Here is a 20668-nt window from a genome sequence, read left to right on the forward strand (position 1 = left end):
CAAATGTATGCAAGAATCTTAATAATATATCTCACGAATGCAAAATTTGTATTTTGCGGAGGATTGGCTGAGTGGTCGAAAGCGGCGGTTTTGAAAACCGTTGAGCGCGAGCTCCGCAGGTTCGAATCCTGTGTCCTCCGCCACTTTTTTCTATGTGGAGAAGTGGGAGAGTGGCCGAATCCAGCACCTTGCTAAGGTGTCGTACCCTTACGGGTACCGCGAGTTCAAATCTCGCCTTCTCCGCCATTTTCGCACCCGAGAAAATCGACTTAAGGGTATGAAATAAAAGAGAAAACTCGAATCACCATATTTGGAACTCTTTACTCTCGGTTTCGTGGGGTACGTTATGAGCGAAACGACAATCAAAGTAAATTAAAAATCCTTTTTGGATCAGGACTTGATAAGCCAAGGAATTGAGCATTTCAATAGCTGCTTGAATGGTGACTGGTACAAAATTCAAGATGATGTTTTGCAAATCAATCCCACTGATTTTGCTACCCTTCTCAATTTCTTTTTGAAAGACAAGATGAGTGAGTTCGACTGGCACAGGCTTAAACGTGAGGCTGAAAAGCTGTTGCAGGCAAAGTTGGACTCAAAGGTCGGTGATGTTCAAGAGTATGAACACGCCTTGGATTCGATTTGTTGGGAAAATTAGAAAGAAGAAAGTTGATCTAGAGTTGTTTTTAGGAAATCTTCAGATTCCTTTTCTGTGAAGTGAAGTTTAGCAACAGAGCATAGCTCTAAATTTTTAATCATTTGATATATTTTCATTCTTTGTTTTTCGTCTTGTGTAAAATCTTGAAGCCCATATCCCTTAAAAAACGCTTCTTGGCTTCCAGGGTAGTCTTCATCCCCTGTTCGCCATCTTGCAAGGTCATAGAGAGGGTCTCCTGCGAGGGCCCATTCAAAATCAACGACTCCTGTTATTTCATCATTTGAGAAAAGAAGATTTCCGAAATGAAAATCAACGTGAATGAGACTAGCGACTTTGACTTGATCGAGAAGATGGGTATTTGTAGAAAGGACGTCATTGAATTTACTTTCTATATCGCTCCCAATTAGTCCAAGCTCAAGAGCTTCATCAAGATGAAATTGTAGCTTTGCTTTTAGATAGTTAGACCACGAACTTGTTTGTGGTAATGGGCCCTTGTTGGGTATCTCTCCAAAGAACTCAAAATGAATTGAGTGAAGTTTTTTCAAAATACTGCCAGCTTTAGTTGCAAGAGTAGTCTTGAGGCTGTCTTCAAGGTTATTCCACTTTGATTCTAGATTTTCACCTTTAAGCATTTTAGAAATTAAAACATCGTATTCTATTTCTCTTTTTGAAGTATCTAAAATTACTTTTTGTGGCACAGGTACTTTAGAATTGTTTAACAAATCAAAAATGATTTTTTCTCTATTGTATTTTGGTAAATGAGGGTCTCTTGCATTGAATCGAAATACATATTGGTCATTAACAAAGAAGCAGGGATTTACCCACCCTTCTGTATCAAGTCGAATTTCCTTTACTTCGCCAAGAGCGTGAGTCTTCATCAAGGACTTTATAGACTTTTTACATTGTTCTTTTATTTTAGATTGCTTTGGATTTCTCATAATTAACTATCTCATAGTAGGACAAAAAATTATAGTTAATTGCCCTCTGAAATTTGAGACCAGCTAAAGCTATCGTCGCCAAATCCAGAACGAATTTCTCTCTCCATTATCTCGTAGACGTGAATGTACTTGTTGAAAACTCTCTCAGTGACGCGACCCATTGGCGGATTTTCCACATGCTGTCTATTTTCGTGGAAGCCTTGGTTCAAGTGATATAAAGCCAAAGAAGAATCTTTGGATTTTAGAAATTCATATTCGCCATCCTGAGAATGAATACGGTGCCTTCTTTGAAGATCTAATTTGAACAACTGTTTCGTCATATTTGTGTAGGCCAGCTTTACACAAATACATGTTTCCTTTTAAAATTTTAAAATAACAAAAGGACAGAACATGAAAATATTCAATCTTCTAATCATATTAATTTTTATATCTTCTTGTGCTTCTTCATCTAAGAACGAACTCTCATTTGATGCAGAATTATCTCAATTTAAATATCCATTTCCAGTTAAAACATATGAATTCTCAACTCAAACGCAAAAGTTAAAAATGAGATATATGGATATTGGTAAGTCAAAGTCAAAAGTTGCTGTTTTACTTCACGGCAAAAACTTTGCAGGATTTTATTGGGAGAGAGTTGCCAAAGATCTTGTTAAGAAAGGTTATCGTGTCATTATCCCTGATCAAGTTGGATTTGGAAAAAGCTCGAAACCAGATAATTATCATTATAGTTTTCCTCAGCTAGCAAAGAATACTCATGGATTAATAAAATCACTAGGAGTGCGTAAGTATATCGTTGTTGGTCATTCAATGGGGGGAATGCTTGCTGTGAATATGGGGGCCATGTATCGAGACATTAGAAAGGTTGTACTCGTAAATCCAATTGGCTTAGAAGCATATCTTGATTATGTCGAATATAAAGACCCTGAATTTTTCTTTAAAAGTGAAATGAATAAAACAGTCGATAAGGCCCGCGCCTATCAGCGAAAGAATTATTATGATGGAGCTTGGTCAGATTCATATGAAGCATTATTAACTCCATTTAAAGGTCAATTAAATGGACCAGATTATGAAGTTGTTGCTTGGAATGCGGCCTTAACTTATGGACCTATATTTGAAGATAATATCGTTGTAAAATTTCCAAAAATCAAGGCCAAGACGGTTTTAATATTAGGTACTCGCGATCGAACAGGTCCTGGACGAGGATGGAAAAGAAAAGGTGTTAAGAGAAAGTTAGGACAGTATCAAAATTTAGGTCGAGAAATAAAAAAAGAAAACCCTAAGCTTAAGCTCATTGAGCTAAAAGGCTTAGGGCATATGCCTCAGTTTGAAGACTATAATCGTTTTTCTAAAGTGTTCTTTAGAGAGTTTTAATTTCTCTTAGTTAGGCAACGAGTTTAATACCTTGTTGCCTAGCATGATCTGCATACTTCGTATCAATTCCCATAATATGTGTGAATAGCCAGTTTTTAAGGAAGCTTGCAAGCTTATCTTTTTCAACTTGTCCACTCTTGAGCTGTGCTTCAAACTTTGCAACATTTGAAAGAAGCTTCTCGTGTACTCTCTTATGAGATTCATAAGATGGATAGTTTATTGAACGCATATATTCTTCTTCTTCATCAAAGTGAAAGACTACGTATCCTTTTAAATCCTCAAAAGCTTTAGCGATACCTTGTTGAGTGTTCATTGCACGGATAAGAGTATTGATTCTTTTTAATAATTCCTCGTGCTCGCTATCTACCTTAGGTATACCAATTGCATATTTTTTATCCCAAGGAATCTCTTCAATTGCTGATGAAGTAACAATATGCTTTTCAGTCTTAGCTTTATGAATTGAGTGTCTTAAATCTTTTAGGTAATCATTAATAGTACTTGCTAGTTTCAGTGTTTGCGAAACGACAAGTGTACTTCTTTGAGTTGAGTTATTGATTAAGTGAATAGCATCTCTTAGTTCAATAACACCATTTTCTTGCTCTCTAGCAGCGACTGTAATTTCTTCGATCTGCTGATTCATTTTTAAAGTTTCTTCATTTGTTTGATTGAAGCTATTTTTAAACTCTAAAAGAGTGTGATCGCAAGAATTGGCCGTTTCATCTAATCTTGTTCCAAGTGATTTACTGCTTTCTTCGATCTTTTCAATAAGTGTATTTAGTTTTGTTTGTGCTTCAGAAAGAGTGTAGTTAATCGCATCCGCACTATCACCACTTGTTGTCGCAAGCTTTCCAATCTCCTCGGCTACAACAGAGAATCCCTTTCCATGCTCTCCTGCTCTGGCCGCCTCTACTGAAGCGTTAAATGATAAGAGCTTAGTCTGGAAAACAATGTCGTTGATAAGTTGTGCCTTACTTTCGACTTCGCTAAAAGTATGTAGAAAGCCATTTAAATTTGTGGCTATGTCACTTAGTGACGCATTAATATCACGACTTGTGTCTAGGCTGGCTTCAATATTTTCTTCAAGCCTTTCAAGGGACTTATCACTATTTCCAATAAGCTGGTTAATCTCTTTAATATTGCTTTCAAATGATGAAATTGATTCAGTTGTTCTTGTGATCATTGCACTAATTTCGTCACTGGTAGCACTTGTTTCTACGACAGCGCTTGCTTGTTCATTAGTACTATCTTCAAGCTGCTCACATGAATCAAAGAACTGAGAGTTTGTCCCAATGATGTTTCTTTGAAGATAATCAAGTTTCCCCATTAATTCGGTAAGTGAATCCCGATGCTTTTTTTGCATAATGTAGAACATGACCAATGTTGGTATTGTTGCGAGCACAAATGGTAGTGATGCAATGATACCTGAATTAGTTAAGTAACCAATTAAACAAGTAATAGTTAGTGATAAGGTAAATGTAGTGGCGATAATATAGTTAGTTTTCATATTAACAATATCGGGCAAGAATCAGTTTTTCGTTAGAAAAAATTTAATGACCTTTGTCACTTTTCGCTAAGAATTATTGTTTAATTTCAACAACTTCCATTAAAAATATTGGAATTTTTCGATTGTTCTATAGTTCTTGTTGAATATATAGTCCAAGATAATTGCTTCCGCCTTTAATTCTTCCAAATACAGATGAAGATTCGAAGATTGAAGAGCGATGGTGAATCAATAACCCGGCCCAAGAATGCTTGAGGCCAAACTTTTCAAGATTGAAGTCGATAGAGAAGTCGAGGTAGTTCATAAACTTGCTATCACGGTATCCCTTTCCAGCTATATCAATTTCTTCAATATAGGTAATTTCATCAACGTATGAAATACCTTCTGCTAATCCAAGTCGCCATTTTGTTGGCCAATTAAATGGAATGAATATTTTTACAGCGATGACGTATTCATTACTATAACCTTGTACTTCACTCTTTAGATGTCTTACATAATTTGGCAGTAGGTATACTGGAATATCCCCACCCATAAATGTGTCTGAGAGAGGGATCCCGTAGGCCAGTGATACCATGTCATTGTTGTATTCATCAGTGGCAGTATGAAATGATAATATGTCGCTTAAGTTTGAAGGTGTTGCTTTGGTGTATGCGGCCCTAATGAACTCTTTGCTTTTAAGCTTTTTCCTTTTTGGAAATTCAATTGCATTACTCTTATGTAGTCTATCTGAAAGAAAAGCGATTCCAAGAAATGTTTCAGTGTTGACTTGGCTGTTTATAGCATCGGTACTAGCTGTGTGATTATCAAGAGTACTTACTTTTGCGTGGGCCAGGAGGTTAAAGTCTCTATGGATGTGTATTGTCGTTTCAACACCTGCTCCGACTTCATAACCAGGGCCAGGCTTAGCAGTTCCATTATAGCCATAGTAACGGTTATTAAATTCTGTACTTCTAATTTGGGCATAGGCAAAAGGTTCAAAGAAAAGACTCTTCCAACTGAAGCCCGCTTTTGTTTCGAAATTTATATAGGGCCTAGTAGAGCTATCAACTAGGATCTGAGCATTCGATTGCCAAAATGTGTTGTGAATAAATTGAAATTCAAGGCCGTAATCAAAGGCAGAGCCACGAACTTCATTTTGAAACTCTTTGGGAATATCAAAGAAACGATAGGTTGTATAAAGGTTGGCGCGCCATTTTTCATGTTTTATTAGTTTCCCTCTAGCGCTTAATCCATCTAGTTCGAAGTCTCCTCTTTTATAGTAAAATAGAGGAATGATATCTGAGACATATTTGTCATCTGAAGTGTATGGAATTCTAGCATTTCTATACCCAAACCCAATTCCCCAGTAATAAGGCTCCTTGCTTTTTGAAAGTACTTGGGAAGAGAGTATACATATAAATACAATTAGAATATTTTTCATCTAAAAAGCCTATAACCAATCTGTAAATGCGACACCTAATCCAATACGTGTCATCTTATAATTATAATCAATTAACGATTCACCATATCCATCAAAATATTGAACATATCCTTTAAGTCTGGTTTCAGGCAGAGGAAATGACCAAGATAACTCGACAGCACCTTTATTATCGCTTCTAAGATTATTTCTTAACATTAGAGAAAGTGTGTGACCATTAACTTTATGAATCGTAGTTAATTCAAAATTACCCATATACTCATTAATATCTGGATTATCGTCACCAGTGTAGTCTGTAGGACTTGTCTTTTTTTCCTCTGGAATTCGATACCACACTTTCAACATGAAAAGTGTTTCACGGTAGTCAAAGAATGTTGTGAAGAAGACTCGATTCCAACTTCTTGATTGTGGGATATCTTTCCCATTAGATTGATGTGCAAAACCAAGGTGATAATAATTTCTAAAGATCGTCCAATTATCTTCAAATGGCATCATGGATAAAAATATCTCTGGTTCGTAATTAGTATCCCTAAATGCTGCTGAGTTTTTCTTGTTAAATAGTTGCCATACGGACTTTTGTGTATAGGCAAAGTTTAAGTCTGTATTTGAATTAAATAATTTTGAAAATACAGTAAATTTAAAGCTTAATTGAAACTTTGTTTCCTCGTTCTTTAATTCGTCGTCATCGTTTATCGAAGACTCATTAGGATCATGCATATAAGTCACAGGCAGGACATAATTTGGTCGATGGGCAGTTACAAGTGAAATGGTATTATTAGAGGCCTCATCTTCTTTTTGTCTCTTTTGTATCGTTTTCTCAAGTGAGTCCTGGGCAAAGATTGAGATCGTGAAATTGAGTAATAAGGCGCAATAAATGCTTCTTTGAAAAGTCATAGTCGTTGTATATTAAAGGGTTTTTAGTTGAACGTATTGTCTAATGAATAGGGCCTCTCTGACAAATAATTTCCATAGACGAAATACTAGATTGACAATATACGACGTTAGGGGCTATAAATACCCCTACATGCGCACTCGTAGCTCAGCTGGATAGAGTGTCTGACTACGGATCAGAAGGTCGCAGGTTCGACTCCTGCCGAGTGCGCCATGTCTTAAGTATTTGTAATCACAAGCCTATGTCAAATCACGAACAAAGATTTAATGGAATTGCTGCTTTATTAGGGGAGCGAGAATTCTCTATTGTTAAAGACTCTCACATTATGGTCATTGGACTAGGTGGAGTTGGTACGTGGTGTGTCGAGTCCATTGCACGATTAGGTGTGAATAAGATCACTCTCGTTGATCTTGATGATATCTGTGTTTCAAATACAAACCGACAACTTCATGCCCTTGAAGGAAATTACGGTAAAATGAAGGCCGACGCTTTGGCCGAACGAATTGCAAAGATTAATCCAGACTGTAAGGTTACATGTCATTATTGCTTCTTTAATGAAAAGAATATGGAAAAGATTTTTGCAGAGAAGCCTTCGATTATAATTGATACGATTGATGCCCCTCGTGAAAAAGCGATTCTTATTAATGAATGCTATAAGCGAGAAGTCAAAGTGGTGAGCTCTGGTGCGATCGGTGGGAAAGTTGATCCTACAATGATCACTGTTGCTGAGCTCTCAAAAACTAAGCAAGATATGCTGTATCGAAAAGTAAGGCAGGAGCTAAAGAAAAAACATCTCTATCCTCTAGGCAGATCAAAAGCAAAGGTTCAGTGTGTTTACTCGCCTGAGCCATCAAAGAAGATTAAAAAGTGCGATCTTGAGCAAACATCTAAGGCTTTAAAGTTAGATTGCAATGGTGGACTAGGAACGGCCACTTATATGACAGGAACAGTAGGTTTCTTGCTTTCTCATTTAGCTATCAAAGAGCTTTTAAAGTAATTTTTCATTGATTTAATCTCGTCGTAAAGTAAAATTAGTTGACTTTAAACAATCAAAAAATGGAGATATCTATGATCAGGCTCGCTTGTCTTTTGGCATTATTACTAACAATTACTTCGTGTTCATCTGGCCCTAAAGAGCGTGAATTTGAATTAGATTATAAAGTCATAAATGCTTCACAAAAAGTTGAACCAGTATGGTTAGAAGATATTAAAAAATATGAAGGAGATAGTGGTTATCATTATTTTTTATCTCAATCTGAAAATAGAAATAGAAGACTTTGTATTAAATCAGCTACCGCAAGGTCTACAGCAGTTATTGCAGCAGAAGTCTCTCAAGAAATATCAAATGACTATACTGAAGTAACAAGTCTAGATAATGACTCAGAAGAAGTTAAAACTTTTTATGAGAAGCTTACACAAACTGTTCGCACCAAAGTTTCTGGAGTACGTGTAAAAGAGCAATATTGGGAAAAGCGTCAGAAAAAATCAGGTGAGGAATTAACGGGTTCACCATACTATGCTTGTTTCTCTGTTGTGGGAATAAAAGAGGAGACTTTAGACCGCGCTAAAAAAGCAGCACAGGAAAGTGCAATAGTCTTAGCACCATCAGATAAGAAAGAAGAGTTGAGAGAGAAGTTTGAAGACTAAAGTGTTCATTCTCTTATTTTTTGCCTTTTCTGGTTTCGCTCAAGTGAAATCATGTCCAGCTGACTTTTTGTGTGCAAAGGCTTGCAGTTTAAGTGAGGCGGAGGCAGTGGAAGATGCTCGAGTTGAAATCGCAAAAAACTTTCAAGTAAAGGTTAAGGCAAAGTTTCTCTCCATTGAGTCTTCTGATGGAAAGTTGGATGAATCTCAGTACTCTGATTATGTCAGTGAAGAAGTAAGTGAAACTCTCTTCGGTGTAGAGACAATTGAAAGTTTTGTTGATGAAGAAGATTATCATTGTGTTCTACTTGGATTGAATAAAAGTCGTTTTCGTCAAAAACTTAAAAGTGACATCACTAATCTTAAGGCCGAGAACGAAAGTATCTATAAACAAGGTCATAATCTATCGATATTAAAAATCAATGCAAATAATAATATTATTAAAAAGCTTGATGTTTACTTAGCTGTATTATCAGACAAGTATAAGTCTAATGTTGTTCAATATAAGAAGAGAGCGAAAAAAGAAATTAATATCGCTATTTATTCACAGCCTAAGTTTGAATCAATTGATAAAATGTTGATAAGTGAACTTAATAAGGCAAATGTTTACGATAATAATGACATTGAGAAGAAACTAAATATCGCAATTGCGCTAAAGAACGAATATCTAAATGTTGAAGGTTTCGTAAAAAGAACTTTGGAAGTTAACTTCATTTATGGAAAGACAAATATAACCAAGAGATATACACAAACGGGTCGTACAGAGCAGGATATAATACTAGATTTACAAAAAGAGTTGTTTGACGATTTACCAGATGTATTTTTAGAACTTGAAATTTAATAATGGAGGATATATGAAGAACTTACTTGTAATAACGCTTATGCTTTCACTGTTTTCATGTGGAGGGTTTCAGGCACAGAGAGTATCTGGAGATGAATCTGATGAGAAGTCTCTCGAGATTACAGATGCATGGGTAACTCGTGATACAGAAAATGCTGTTGAAGATATCTTAAAGAAAATGAATGATCACCGTGGCTTTAAAAATTATCGACTTAAACTAGGTCGAAGACCAAAAGTTTTTATTGCAGATTTTGGTAACCAAACGGCTGAGCCATATTTTCCAGTTGATGATATTTCAGACGAGTTCCTAACTCAGATCAGTGAAACAGGTGAGTTCATTCTGATTGATGCCGCTGCTAGAGAGTCTCTTTTAAAGGAAATTCAGTATCAAAATGACGGAATGGTAAGTCCTGCAGAAGCGAAGAAGATTGGTAATGCTGCTGGAGCGGATATCATGATCTTTGGAAATGTAAGAATGAACCCACGTAAGAGAAATGGGAAAACATTAAAGGAATATACCGTGAACCTTCGCATGACAGATATCTCAAGAGGGGTTGAGGTTATGAGAACAAGGACTCGTGTAAATAAATATTCGGAGCAATCTAAAGTAGGTTGGTAGATTGCATAAAATATCAAAAAATAAATTCCTAAGTTACACCTTCATCTTAATTAGTCTTGTTAGTATCTTAAGTTGTGCTGCAAGAAGAGTTCGAGATGAAGGTGATATCATTGCTTCTTTATATAAAGAAAAAAAGTATCAGACTGTCATTGATCGAATCACTAAAAAAGAAGTTTACGAAAGGCAAGAGGATCGCTTTTTAAAGCAGGCCGAACTTGGAATAGCATATTTTAATCTTAAAGATTATAAGAAGGCCCTCTTTCATCTTAATAAGGCAAAAGAAATAGCTAATAGTTTATATAAGGTGAGCATTTCAAATAAGGTTGAGTCCTTATTTATTGGAGAGGCTACCGATATTTATTATCCAAATCAATTTGAACAAATAAGTATTCGCTTTTATGAAATCTTATCTCACTACATGTTAATTCAATCCTCAGAGTCCTCAAAAGATAAAAGATTTCATCAACAGGCAATGGTCTCGACTCTTAGAGATTGGAGCTCATATATTGATAATTTCAAGGAGCAAAATCGCGGAAGGGCAATATATAAAGGATCGACATTTATCGATTTAATGGGAGTTATTGTTCACGATGTTTATGATCGTTCTAAGGACCGATCTGTAATTAAAAGTTTTAAAAAATTAGGACAAAAAAACTTAGTGGAGCAGATGGGGATTTATCCAAGTTATAATGAATTACATGAGAAATATAAAGATGATTACAACGAGCTTCATCTTCTTTCTCAAAAGAAATTAGCAAACTATATCAGTGAAACACAAACCTCAAATAACATTAAAAAGTTCTTTCAAAATAAAAAGCGCTATAATACCTACATCATAATTTTAGATGGGCATGTTATAAAAAAGACGGCCAATGTATACGAGTTTCCTCTAGGTCTTCCTGTCGGTGTTTATATATATAATGATGAGGGTATGGACGATTTTGTGACCTTCTCTCTTAAAATGCTTTCAATCACAAGAGGAACAGAGCCAAAGATTAGTTTTGAATTACCAAAAATAGATTCTGTACCGATTACGAATACTGAAAAAGTTACTCTCACAAATGCAGATGGAAATGAAGTTCTATCGGATAATCTAATTCTTATGGCCAATACATCAGAAGTATTAAGTGAATCATTAAAAACAGATGTTAAAACTTTAGAAGCAAAAGTAGGTGCTCGTCTGGCAGCCAAGCATATTGCTTTATTAACCTCTGCATACCAAACTTATCGATCTCTTTATAATAATGGTGCATTTATCGCCTACCTGTCGGCCAGTGCCGCCTACGCTGCCGGCAATAAAGCAATTGCTGAGTCTGAGTTAGCTGACCTACGTTCTTGGTATGGTATTTATGATCATGTGTATATGCTTCCAGTTGATCTTAAGCCAGGTGAATATGAAATAACTTATAAAGGAAAAAAATATAAGTTAACTCGATCAGATTCGCCTAAGCAAATACTGCCACTTGTACTCAATTAATTGTTCTTTATTCCGAATTTGCTTAAAATAAATATATGCTTATAGGAATTAACAAATTATCAATTAAAACAGATTTTAATAAGGCCCAGGCTTTATTTACTCTTCATTTCTTTTTGTTCTTTTTAGCGAAAGGATATGAATTCTTTAAATATCAGTTTAATTTCATAGCGTTATTTGGAATTATCTTCTTCATTTTTTTCTATCGCTTATATTATCGTACACAAAAAAATCTTAAGTATTCATTTTGGTCGCTAACGGCCTTATCTTTTTTTATTATCATTTTTCATATTTTAAGATCTCTTTATCATTATAATGATTTCTCAATTTTCTTTTTATATACAATGTCCTTTTTTATCTTAGGGGTCCTTTGTTTCTCTCTATACTCACCTGTTTTTTTCCCGATTATTAATTGGTGGGAATATGACTTCCGTTATCGCAATGACTTAAAAGCAAGCGTGTATATTGATGATGACAAGAAAGCAGACGCAAGGATTGTTGATCTTAGAAGACGCGCTGGTGGATTAAGTATGTTTGAAGAAGTTGAAATCGGTCAGCGTATTGATATTGAATTAGAATCTTCAGGGCTTGATGGACGTTTACAGGTTGAGGTGCTATCAAAAAGACAATACTCAATTGGTCGCCCTTATACTTATGGAGTACGATTCGTCATTACAGATGATGTTGTAAAAAGGAAGTATAACGACTTAGAAAAATATTGGAACTTTGAGCGTAAGGCCAAGAAGAATAAAAAGTTTAAATCATGAAAATGAAGTCACATATATGGAATATGAAGCTAGCTTTAGATGAAGCAGAACTGGCATTTAAGGCCGGAGAGGTTCCCGTTGGAGCAATTGTTGTCGATGAAAATGATAATGTTATTGCTAAGGCACATAATTTAAAAGAACAAAATAAAGATACGACAGCTCATGCAGAAATCCTTGCTATTAAAGAAGCAAGTGAGAAATTAGGTGATTGGCGACTTATTAATTGTACTATTTATATTACGCTTGAGCCTTGTCCAATGTGTTTATATGCAATTTTACAAGCTCGTTTTAAAAATGTTGTTTTTGGTGCTTACGATCATAAAGCTGGAAGTATCTCTTTAGGGTATTCATTTCAAAAGGATAAACGCTTCAATCATAAATTTTCTGTCATTGGTGGAATTGAACATTTCAAGTGCTCGAAAGTATTATCAGATTTCTTTAAATTGCGTCGAAAAACCTATCGAAAAGTTAAATCCTAACTATCCTATATTTACATTGTTTAAAATATTCTAGATCATTAATATATGATCAGATTACTAATACTATCACTTATCTCAACGATATGTGCCGCTAATTCTATGCTATTTGAAGTAGACTCTTTCGATTTGAAAAGAGAGGTGGGGCAAGAGTTTTTAGCGGGAAGTGCATACGCTCGCGATATTTATATAAAGTATGATGCTGTCGAGTTTGATTTAGCACAAGACGGTGAGCTATTTTTAGTTGATGCAGCTTTATATAATAATAAATTCAACTTCAGAAAAGATAATCTAAATTTAACAACGTATATCCCGCAAATAGATGAGATCGACTTTCTCGACTTTATTTATGCAAATCAAGCATTAATTGAATTTACAGAAACAGGATTCAATGCGAATGGACCTCAATTAAGTATCGGTGCTGCGAGCTTCTTGTTTGATATAAGAAATGTCCAAATTAATTGTGCTAGCAATGGCTTTACATTTAGGCTTGATCAAATTTGTTTAAAGAATATGCTCATTAACCCAAGTAAAGGAAGTGAGTTTGCTAAAGTTGAAATAAAGCAAGAAAGCCAAGATACATCTTTTATAAGTATACTTGGTAAGAAAGTTTTATTCACGAATGATCGAATTAATATTGATGCTCAAAGTATTAGTGGAAATATTCTTAATAGTGAAATTGGTCTTAAGGCCATAAATGTTGATTGTTTTAAAGATAGTGAACTTAAAAGCTTTAATCTAGATCTTATTTTTGCTGGTTGTTTAGAAGAGTCTTTAATTGCAGGAAGCGAGATAAGGCTGTTACGTGAAGGTCGCCCTTTCGAAATCTATGATGGTGTTGTTTATTTTAACGAAAATCATGTTGGGGTTGAAGCGGATAAATTATTAGCAGAAACACAAAAAGGTCTTTTTACATTTTTTGATATAGAAGCAAAGTGTTTAAAAACAATCAATGATAAGCGAATAATTTCAGCAGATGCTTTCTATCTTGGTTGTTTAAAAAGCTCATACTTTAAAATAAATAAAATTAATGAAGATCAAATTGAAAAAGATAGCAATCGTATTAGTGACTTAAATATTCACGTTACTGATGGTGAATTTAAGTTGAATGCAAAGCTTCGTGCGCTATTTACACTGCATTTCAGAGCTAGTGGTACGTTAAATATCAATGAGACTCAAAGAGAAGTTAGGGTACAAGTGGCCAAGGCGAAGGTTGCGGGTATGACTGCTACAAAAATGGTTCTTAAATTTGTGATGAAGTTCATAAACTCTGACTCGGTGAGTCTGGAAAATGATACAATTATCATAAAATACTAGCTTTAATTGACATCATGCTTTGAAAAAAATATATTCATTTCGGTGGCCGGCCAGACAAGCGTAACGAGGTGAACTCCGCCAGGTCGGGAACGAAGCAACGGTAGCTTTTGCTGCGTTGTGTTTGTGTCGGCTGCCCCTTTCCAATGCCTATTATTTTGCCTATAGTTAATAAGTAAAAATTTAAAATCATATAAAGTGATGGTGCTCAATGTCATATCAGGTTCTGGCCAGAAAGTATCGTCCTACAAAGTTTCAAGACTTTGTTGGGCAAGAACATATTGTAAAAACAATAGTTAATTCTTTAAGAGAAGACCGTTTTGGTCATGCTTATATTTTTTCTGGTACACGTGGAATTGGAAAAACAACTATTGCAAGAATTTTTGCAAAGGCACTACGTTGCGAAAACCGTGATGAACAACAGAATCCATGTGGAGAATGTGGTGCTTGTCATGACTTTGATTCAGCTGCTTCAATGAATGTCGTTGAAATTGACGGGGCATCTAATAATAGTGTTGATGATATTAGAGAATTAATTAGTAATATTTCTTATCTTCCATCAAATGGAAAATATAAGGTCTATATTATTGATGAAGTACATATGCTTTCTAACAGCGCTTTCAATGCTCTTTTGAAAACACTAGAAGAGCCGCCTGAGCATGCAATCTTTTTAATGGCCACGACTGAGCCTGAAAAATTATTGGGAACTGTTCTTTCGCGATGTCAGCGATTTGATTTCATCAACGCAACAGTTGAAGAGCTAAAGTCACATATTATTAATATCGCTCAATTAGAGAATATTACTTTCAGTCAAGATGAGCTTATTGAAACACTTGCAAAACTTGGTAATGGATCGTTTAGAGATACTCTTTCTCTTTTTGATCAGGTTTTAAGTTTCTCTTATGGCCAAGATATAACAGAGGATATTTTTGCAAGAGCGTTAGGTATTGCAAAATTGAGTTCGATTAAATCTTTAATTGATAATATCATTGCAGGTCAAACTCAAGAGTTAACTAATACTTTTAATATGCTTATTTCACAAAACATCGGTTTAAATAATATTGTTAAATCGATGTTAGAGAATCTTTTTTCTATTATTATCGCAAAAGACTTCAACGATAAAAATCGTATTCAATCTAAAGTAGATGGCGATCTTTTTGATAAGACAACTAGAGCAGAGCTTTATTGGATTTATGAAACTCTTGCTAAAGACTTTGCTTGGACAATGGAATCGATTATACCAGCAGATGCTACTCTACTTGCCATGAGAAAGGTAAGCTTAAGACATCAGTTAATAGCTGATACTGCTGAAGTAGCTGCAAATACCTCTACTGTGGAGGATGCTGCGGGAAAGCCTGAGGCCCCAAGGGCCGCTGAAGTTGAAGAAGTGGCCCAAGAAGAAATCATACCAGAGGAAAAACCAGCTCCAACTAAGATTATCTTTGATGAACAAGAGGTTGAGCAGAATACAAATTTCTCTGCTAGTGAAAATACAGCTGAAGAAGTTGCTATTGAGCCAGCTTCAGAGCCTGAAGAAGTAGTTTCACAAGAAATCACACCAACAATTATTCCTGAAGGGAATAAGACGTGGGATGGCTTCTTAGAGTTCTTATCGAGCTCATCTCCTGTTATGAGTGCGAATATGGAGCAGGGGAATCTCTTAGGGGAACTCGTTGTGGTAGGGAATAAGGCTACCATAGCAATTGGTTATCCTGTTAGTGCAAAAGTTTTCTTTGATCATATGAATAATCAAGAAACAATTGAAAAGGTTAAAGCAGAACTTAGAAATTACTTTTCTGTTGAAGAAATTGATTTAAAACTTGAGTTAGTTGAAAGAGAAAAAGCGCAAGAGACTCAATTTAAATCAAAATTTGACATCAATATTGAGAATGAAAATATTGAAAAAGCAAATATGAGAAAACAAATTGAAGAAGATGAGATGCTCAAAGTTGCAGGATCTCTTTTTAATACAAAAATAGATAAGATCGTTTTAAATAACGACGAATAAACGGAGTATATATGGCAAAAGGTATGCAAGGGCTAATGAAGCAAGCTCAACAAATGCAGCAAAAAATTAGCACTCTTCAAAAAGAACTAGAAAAAAGAGAACTAGAAGTTTCTTCAGGTGGTGGTGCCATTAAAATTACAATCACTGGTAAACAAGAAATACAATCAATTAAAATTGATCCTGAAGCTGTCGATCCATCTGATGTTGAAACATTAGAGGACCTTGTATTAACGGCCGTTAATCAAGCAGTTAAAGAATCACAAGATATGGTTTCAAATGCTATGGGGAAAGTAACTGGTGGTTTAAATATACCAGGCCTTTTCTAGGAAAGATGAATGAAACTACCTGAAAGAATCACAAATTTAATGGACTCCTTTTCAAAAGTTCCAGGAATTGGAGAAAAGAGTGCATTAAGACATGTCTTAAGTCTTACGAAATGGACAGCTGAAGAATTAGGTGACTTTTCAAATGCTCTAAATGATTTGGCAGAACTTAAAAAATGTAAGCAGTGTGGCGTTTTCGCAGATGAGGACATTTGTGATGTTTGTAGTGACATTCATCGTAAAGAATCTACTGAAATCTGTGTTGTGGAATCAATAACAGATTACATGGCAATTGAAAGAAGTGGCCAGTATCGAGGTCTTTATCATGTTTTGGGTGGTGTCCTAAATCCTTTATTAGGAGTTGGGCCAGCAGAACTGAATATCGACAAGTTAAAAAAGAGAGTTACTGAACTTGGAGTTACTTCGATAATTTTAGCGATAGGGCCATCAGTTGAAGGTGATGCAACTTGTAGTTATATCAAATCGACACTTCCTGAAAATGTAATGGTTGATAGAATCGGATTTGGGATTCCTATGGGTGGGAATCTTGATTATTTAGACACAATGACAATCTCTAAAGCTTTAGAGAATAAAACAAAAATGTAAGGAAGCATATGGATAACATCGAATACGTTATTCAAGAATTTTTTAAAGAGTATAGCGGTCTCGATTCTCTTGTGAATAGTGGCCTTGTTGTTTGTAGACAAGATGGTATACCTTTATATTCTTTTAAAAGTACTCAAACTGAATTTGATAGTGATACTGCAGGAGCCTTAATCGCTGGTGTATGGCAAGCTAGCTCTGTTCTATCTCAGTTCATTCCTTATGAAACAGAGGATGATTTCCGATTCAATTATGCGACTTCTTCTAAGGGAATTTATATAACAAAATTATCGGGGCCGTTTGAAGATATTTATCTCAGTCTGATTTATTTTGATGTAGATAACCCTGCTAAGCTTAAATCTCGTGTTAGGCTTATAGAAACAAAGCTAGCTGAGTTCATAGAGGCACATTTAAGTGATGACTTAAACCCAAATGATGTTTTCCTCTTTGATGATATTAGTGACAATGAAGTAGATGATCTATTTTCAGGTGTAATGGGATAGTGGGGGACTTATGTCTTTTGTAAATTATAATACGAAGGAAATTAACTGTAAGATCGTCTACTATGGGCCGGGCCTTGGTGGAAAGACGACTAACATTCAATATATTTATCAAAAAACTGCCGGTGGGAATAAAGGAGAGATGGTAAGTCTCGACTCTGAGAATGAGAGAACAATTTTCTTTGATTTTCTTCCGCTTGATCTTGGAGAAATACGTGGCTACCGTACACGTTTTCACTTATATACCGTGCCAGGTCAGGTCTTCTATGAATCTTCACGTAAGCTAATTCTTCGTGGTGTTGATGGTGTTATTTTTGTTGCAGATTCTCAACTTGAGAGAATGGAAGCAAATATTGAATCTTTAAAAAGTCTTGAGGAAAACCTTAAGGAGCAGGGATATGATATTGATCAAATTCCAATAGTGTTTCAATGGAATAAAAGAGATTTACCAAATGTTACACCAGTCGAAGACTTACAACAGACATTAAATGCAGATGAGCGACCAGCTTTCGACTCTGTTGCTGTAAAAGGTGTTGGTGTTTTTGAAACACTAAAGGCGATGTCTAAATTAGTTCTTATGAATCTTAAGGGGGGACTAAAAGAGTAGTCCTTTGTATTTTAAGAAATGTATATGAGCTTCAATTAGTGCTTCCTGACAATAGAAGGATGATCTTCTTCCAACAAGATGATGTCCTTCTAGAATACCTAAACTAATTCCTTTTTGAAAGTAATATGGAAAAAGGGTGCTTTCAGTATCAACGACGCCATCATTTTCATTTTTACTTCTGATGATGAGCTTCATAAGCATCATCCATAAGTGGCTGTCATACCATTTTGATGAAAACCCAATCGATGTATAAAAAAGATTTGGGTTTAGTTTCTCGTGATTATTTCTAAGCCATGGCCTACGATAAGTAGATGAGAGTGATTTTTGCATTTCTTTAGCAAGTATATCTCTTCTACTATCAATTAATTTATATAGTTTAGAATCAGAGAAGTTATGAATGAGATTAAGAGTTTTAATTAATTTCTTATTAAAAGAATCTGAACCAAGAATTGGACTAGCAATTGTTGAGAGACCTAATATTGAATCTTGTTCTTCGCTATACTCACTTAAGTAGTGAAGAGTATCAAGACCACCTTTTGAAAATGCTACGAGCCATAATTTTTCATTAGGATGCTCTTTCATGTAGTCGTTGATTTGAATTTTTAAAGACTCTGCATTCTTATTACAATTGTCAAAACCATTAATGCTTGGAGTGAAGTATTTAATACCATAATTCTTTTTTAAATGAAGGCATGCCCTTTCAAAAGAAGGGGTAGAAAATAGTTCATTAAATACTCCTGGAATTAATATGATCGTTGCATTTGTTGTTGGAGCTTCTAAATTTGAAATATAATTTGGATGATATTTTGCATATTCAACTTCGTTGTAAATGATTTTGAAAATTTCATCATCTTCTAAATCAATTTCTTTTTTATTTTTTAGATCATTAAAAAAGCGGTAGTTAATAAAGTTGTAATCAAATTTGTTATCAAAGCTTTTAAAATTAGTTAGAGAGTGTAGGTAGCGTGCCGTTGAAAAACTGATCCACGCTGAAGAATTTAAAAGATTTCTCATTAACTTAAGAGTGTCATTTGGTGAGAGATTTTCTTTTGCTTGTAAAAAACGTTGTCTTATATCCGACTTCGTAAGTTCTTTAGCTGAATCAAGAAAAGTTTTAGAATAATTTTTACGTGCATTATAAGCATTAAAGCGACTTTTTAAGTTTAATACTTTTGATTCTATATATTTGTTTAAAAATAAATCAGTATCTCTCATAGTTCTTTCAAATTCCTTGTGCTAGATGTAAAATTTTGTCATTAGGTGCATGTCCAAGTCAAATAAATGAAAGACAATAAAAGATCGTTCATAAATAAATTAACATCTTTTGAGTAAACAACTGATTAATGCATAAATTGGATATAGATTGGAAGATTATAAAGAACACTATTCAGTATTAAAGAATGAATGCCTCGATTATCTTTATTTAAATAATGAAGATAAAGAAAGTTTAGTATTTGCTGACTGTACTTTTGGTGCGGGTGGTCACTCCATGGCCATCGTAGAGAGGAATCCGAATGCAAAATTGATCTCTTTTGATCAAGATCCAGATGCTCTTGCAAATGGCCGAAAGCTTATCGAAAAAAATGGTGTTCAAGATCGACTTTTTCTACATGACTCTAACTTTGTTCACTTTCATGATGTCGTTACTGGAAACCATCAAGAGCTACTTGATGAGAACGAAGGCCTTGACGGAGTACTTTTGGATTTGGGTGTTTCTTCCCATCACTTTGATGAAGGTTCTCGTGGGTTTTCATTTCGTGTTGATGCACCGCTTGATATGCGAATGGACTATGATAACGATGAGATAGAAACGGCAAAAGATATTATCAATAAGTATTCTAAGCAAGAATTAGCTGATCTATTTAGAGAATATGGTGAAGAGAAATTTGCATGGCGCATTGCGGAGCAGATTGAGGCCAAAAGAGAAAAAGAAGGCCCGATTGAAACAACTTTTCAATTAGCTGAGCTCATCAAAGATTGCTATCCAAAAAAACTACAATTTGGTCGAATTCATCCTGCAACAAAATGCTTCCAAGCACTGCGTATACAAGTAAATAAAGAGCTTGATGTAGTATCAGATGTAATTGCTCAGGTGCTACCATTATTAAAGATTAATGGTAGAATATTAATTATAAGTTTTCATTCTCTTGAAGATAGAATTGTTAAGAGATTGTTTAAAGAGTTTGAAAAAAATGGGCTTGGTGAAATGCTTTTTGAAAATGAAGTTAAAAAGCCAATTATACCAAGTGAAGAAGAGATTTCAGAAAACCCACGTTCAAGAAGTGCTAAGCTTCGAATTTTAAAACGAGTGAGTGAGAAGAAATCAAAGAATAAATACGAAAAGTTTTCGAAAATACAGAATTAAAAACAATAGGAGATTGTTTTATGGCCTCTAGGATGAGTCGATCAAAGTCTAAGAAGGAAAGTATTGGGAATAAAATTAAAGGGGCTCTATTAAGCTCACAAGGTTTACCAATTGTTCTTAGCTTAGTTGTGATTACAGTTTTATTTGTACTTTTTAGAATGAAAGGTATTGAGTTAAACTATGAGATTGCAACTGTAAAAAAAGAAGTTGAGAGAGTAAAAATTGAAGGAAAGGAATTAAAGGCCAAAAAGGCACGCCTTCTTTCAGTTTCAAATTTAAGGAAAATGGCCCGTCGTTATAATTTAGCACAGCCAAAACAACATCAAATTATTGTTGTTCCAGCTAAGAAGTAA

General features: G+C 34.9%; 23 protein-coding genes, 3 tRNA genes and 1 other RNA gene. 22 read left to right on the forward strand and 5 right to left on the reverse strand.

The annotated features are described in order from the left end of the window. The first annotated feature begins 57 nt into the window (after positions 1-57). The 3 genes from ACN5L8_RS12630 (at position 58) to ACN5L8_RS12640 (ending at position 655) form a co-directional block, all read left to right on the forward strand. Positions 58-143 (forward strand) — tRNA-Ser (locus ACN5L8_RS12630). Between the two features lie 13 nt (positions 144-156). Then, positions 157-246, forward strand: a tRNA-Ser gene (locus tag ACN5L8_RS12635). 139 nt (positions 247-385) lie between these two features. Further along, entirely contained in the window at positions 386-655 is a 270-nt protein-coding gene (locus ACN5L8_RS12640) for a hypothetical protein (RefSeq protein ID WP_419173206.1), read from the forward strand. Here the strand turns inward: ACN5L8_RS12640 and ACN5L8_RS12645 are convergent. Beyond that, a complete protein-coding gene (locus ACN5L8_RS12645; protein WP_419173207.1) occupies positions 652-1533 on the reverse strand; it encodes a phosphotransferase family protein in 882 nt (293 codons plus the stop codon). The two genes, ACN5L8_RS12640 and ACN5L8_RS12645, sit on opposite strands and share 4 nt — an antisense overlap. Positions 1534-1753: 220 nt before the next feature. Here ACN5L8_RS12645 and ACN5L8_RS12650 point away from each other — a divergent pair, with 220 nt between their 5' ends. Both ACN5L8_RS12650 and ACN5L8_RS12655 read left to right on the forward strand, forming a co-directional pair. Then, a complete protein-coding gene (locus ACN5L8_RS12650; protein WP_419173208.1) occupies positions 1754-1897 on the forward strand; it encodes a hypothetical protein in 144 nt (47 codons plus the stop codon). An 86-nt stretch (positions 1898-1983) separates the two neighbouring features. Next, complete coding sequence (locus ACN5L8_RS12655) at positions 1984-2964, forward strand: alpha/beta fold hydrolase (RefSeq protein WP_419173209.1); 981 nt, start codon at positions 1984-1986, stop codon at positions 2962-2964. A gap of 10 nt (positions 2965-2974) precedes the next feature. Here the strand turns inward: ACN5L8_RS12655 and ACN5L8_RS12660 are convergent, their stop codons facing one another. The 3 genes from ACN5L8_RS12660 to ACN5L8_RS12670 all read right to left on the reverse strand — a co-directional run bounded on the left by ACN5L8_RS12660 (position 2975) and on the right by ACN5L8_RS12670 (position 6776). Beyond that, positions 2975-4468 carry a bacteriohemerythrin gene (locus tag ACN5L8_RS12660; protein ID WP_419173210.1) on the reverse strand — a complete coding sequence of 498 codons (1494 nt, stop codon included), beginning with the start codon at positions 4466-4468 and terminating at the stop codon, positions 2975-2977. 127 nt (positions 4469-4595) lie between these two features. Continuing rightward, a complete protein-coding gene (locus ACN5L8_RS12665; protein WP_419173211.1) occupies positions 4596-5885 on the reverse strand; it encodes a MipA/OmpV family protein in 1290 nt (429 codons plus the stop codon). Positions 5886-5894: 9 nt separating this feature from the next. Further along, positions 5895-6776, reverse strand: a complete 882-nt coding sequence (locus ACN5L8_RS12670; protein ID WP_114706062.1) for a phospholipase A — start codon at positions 6774-6776, stop codon at positions 5895-5897. A 134-nt stretch (positions 6777-6910) separates the two neighbouring features. On the opposite strand from ACN5L8_RS12670, the gene ACN5L8_RS12675 reads away from it, so the two are divergent. The 15 genes from ACN5L8_RS12675 (at position 6911) to ACN5L8_RS12745 (ending at position 17950) form a co-directional block, all read left to right on the forward strand. After that, a tRNA-Arg gene (locus ACN5L8_RS12675) sits at positions 6911-6987 on the forward strand. Positions 6988-7015: 28 nt separating this feature from the next. Further along, positions 7016-7771, forward strand: a complete 756-nt coding sequence (locus tag ACN5L8_RS12680; RefSeq protein ID WP_114706063.1) for a tRNA threonylcarbamoyladenosine dehydratase — start codon at positions 7016-7018, stop codon at positions 7769-7771. A 71-nt stretch (positions 7772-7842) separates the two neighbouring features. Further along, positions 7843-8421: a hypothetical protein gene (locus ACN5L8_RS12685; RefSeq protein WP_114706064.1), complete on the forward strand. Its 579-nt coding sequence runs from the start codon at positions 7843-7845 to the stop codon at positions 8419-8421. 106 nt (positions 8422-8527) lie between these two features. Then, entirely contained in the window at positions 8528-9259 is a 732-nt protein-coding gene (locus ACN5L8_RS12690) for a hypothetical protein (protein WP_419173212.1), read from the forward strand. Between the two features lie 13 nt (positions 9260-9272). Further along, on the forward strand, positions 9273-9878 hold the full coding sequence (locus tag ACN5L8_RS12695) for a hypothetical protein (protein ID WP_419173213.1): 606 nt from the start codon (positions 9273-9275) through the stop codon (positions 9876-9878). A 1-nt stretch (position 9879) separates the two neighbouring features. Beyond that, positions 9880-11355 (forward strand): hypothetical protein, encoded by a 1476-nt coding sequence (locus ACN5L8_RS12700; protein WP_419173214.1) that lies wholly within the window; start codon positions 9880-9882, stop codon positions 11353-11355. Positions 11356-11390: 35 nt separating this feature from the next. Further along, positions 11391-12119 carry a hypothetical protein gene (locus tag ACN5L8_RS12705; protein WP_419173215.1) on the forward strand — a complete coding sequence of 243 codons (729 nt, stop codon included), beginning with the start codon at positions 11391-11393 and terminating at the stop codon, positions 12117-12119. A 2-nt stretch (positions 12120-12121) separates the two neighbouring features. Further along, positions 12122-12598 (forward strand): nucleoside deaminase, encoded by a 477-nt coding sequence (locus tag ACN5L8_RS12710; RefSeq protein ID WP_114706249.1) that lies wholly within the window; start codon positions 12122-12124, stop codon positions 12596-12598. Between the two features lie 45 nt (positions 12599-12643). Then, on the forward strand, positions 12644-13912 hold the full coding sequence (locus tag ACN5L8_RS12715; protein ID WP_419173216.1) for a hypothetical protein: 1269 nt from the start codon (positions 12644-12646) through the stop codon (positions 13910-13912). A gap of 41 nt (positions 13913-13953) precedes the next feature. Further along, positions 13954-14050: signal recognition particle sRNA small type (gene ffs / locus ACN5L8_RS12720), an RNA gene on the forward strand. 70 nt (positions 14051-14120) lie between these two features. Then, positions 14121-15917 (forward strand): DNA polymerase III subunit gamma/tau, encoded by a 1797-nt coding sequence (dnaX, locus tag ACN5L8_RS12725; RefSeq protein WP_419173217.1) that lies wholly within the window; start codon positions 14121-14123, stop codon positions 15915-15917. Between the two features lie 11 nt (positions 15918-15928). Next, positions 15929-16243, forward strand: coding sequence for a YbaB/EbfC family nucleoid-associated protein (locus tag ACN5L8_RS12730; protein WP_114706071.1), 315 nt, complete (start codon positions 15929-15931; stop codon positions 16241-16243). A gap of 9 nt (positions 16244-16252) precedes the next feature. Next, positions 16253-16846 (forward strand): recombination mediator RecR, encoded by a 594-nt coding sequence (gene recR / locus ACN5L8_RS12735; protein ID WP_114706072.1) that lies wholly within the window; start codon positions 16253-16255, stop codon positions 16844-16846. Between the two features lie 8 nt (positions 16847-16854). Beyond that, positions 16855-17346 (forward strand): hypothetical protein, encoded by a 492-nt coding sequence (locus tag ACN5L8_RS12740; protein ID WP_419173218.1) that lies wholly within the window; start codon positions 16855-16857, stop codon positions 17344-17346. A gap of 10 nt (positions 17347-17356) precedes the next feature. Further along, positions 17357-17950: a GTP-binding protein gene (locus ACN5L8_RS12745; protein ID WP_114706074.1), complete on the forward strand. Its 594-nt coding sequence runs from the start codon at positions 17357-17359 to the stop codon at positions 17948-17950. Here ACN5L8_RS12745 and ACN5L8_RS12750 read toward each other — a convergent pair. Next, positions 17939-19165, reverse strand: coding sequence for an esterase/lipase family protein (locus tag ACN5L8_RS12750; RefSeq protein ID WP_120403995.1), 1227 nt, complete (start codon positions 19163-19165; stop codon positions 17939-17941). The two genes, ACN5L8_RS12745 and ACN5L8_RS12750, sit on opposite strands and share 12 nt — an antisense overlap. Before the next feature lie 148 nt (positions 19166-19313). On the opposite strand from ACN5L8_RS12750, the gene rsmH reads away from it, so the two are divergent. Both rsmH and ACN5L8_RS12760 read left to right on the forward strand, forming a co-directional pair. After that, positions 19314-20315: a 16S rRNA (cytosine(1402)-N(4))-methyltransferase RsmH gene (gene rsmH / locus ACN5L8_RS12755; protein ID WP_419173219.1), complete on the forward strand. Its 1002-nt coding sequence runs from the start codon at positions 19314-19316 to the stop codon at positions 20313-20315. A gap of 20 nt (positions 20316-20335) precedes the next feature. Then, a complete protein-coding gene (locus ACN5L8_RS12760) occupies positions 20336-20668 on the forward strand; it encodes a hypothetical protein (RefSeq protein ID WP_114706077.1) in 333 nt (110 codons plus the stop codon).

It is taken from the genome of Halobacteriovorax sp., assembly GCF_048381875.1.
Taxonomy (GTDB): domain Bacteria; phylum Bdellovibrionota; class Bacteriovoracia; order Bacteriovoracales; family Bacteriovoracaceae; genus Halobacteriovorax_A; species Halobacteriovorax_A vibrionivorans.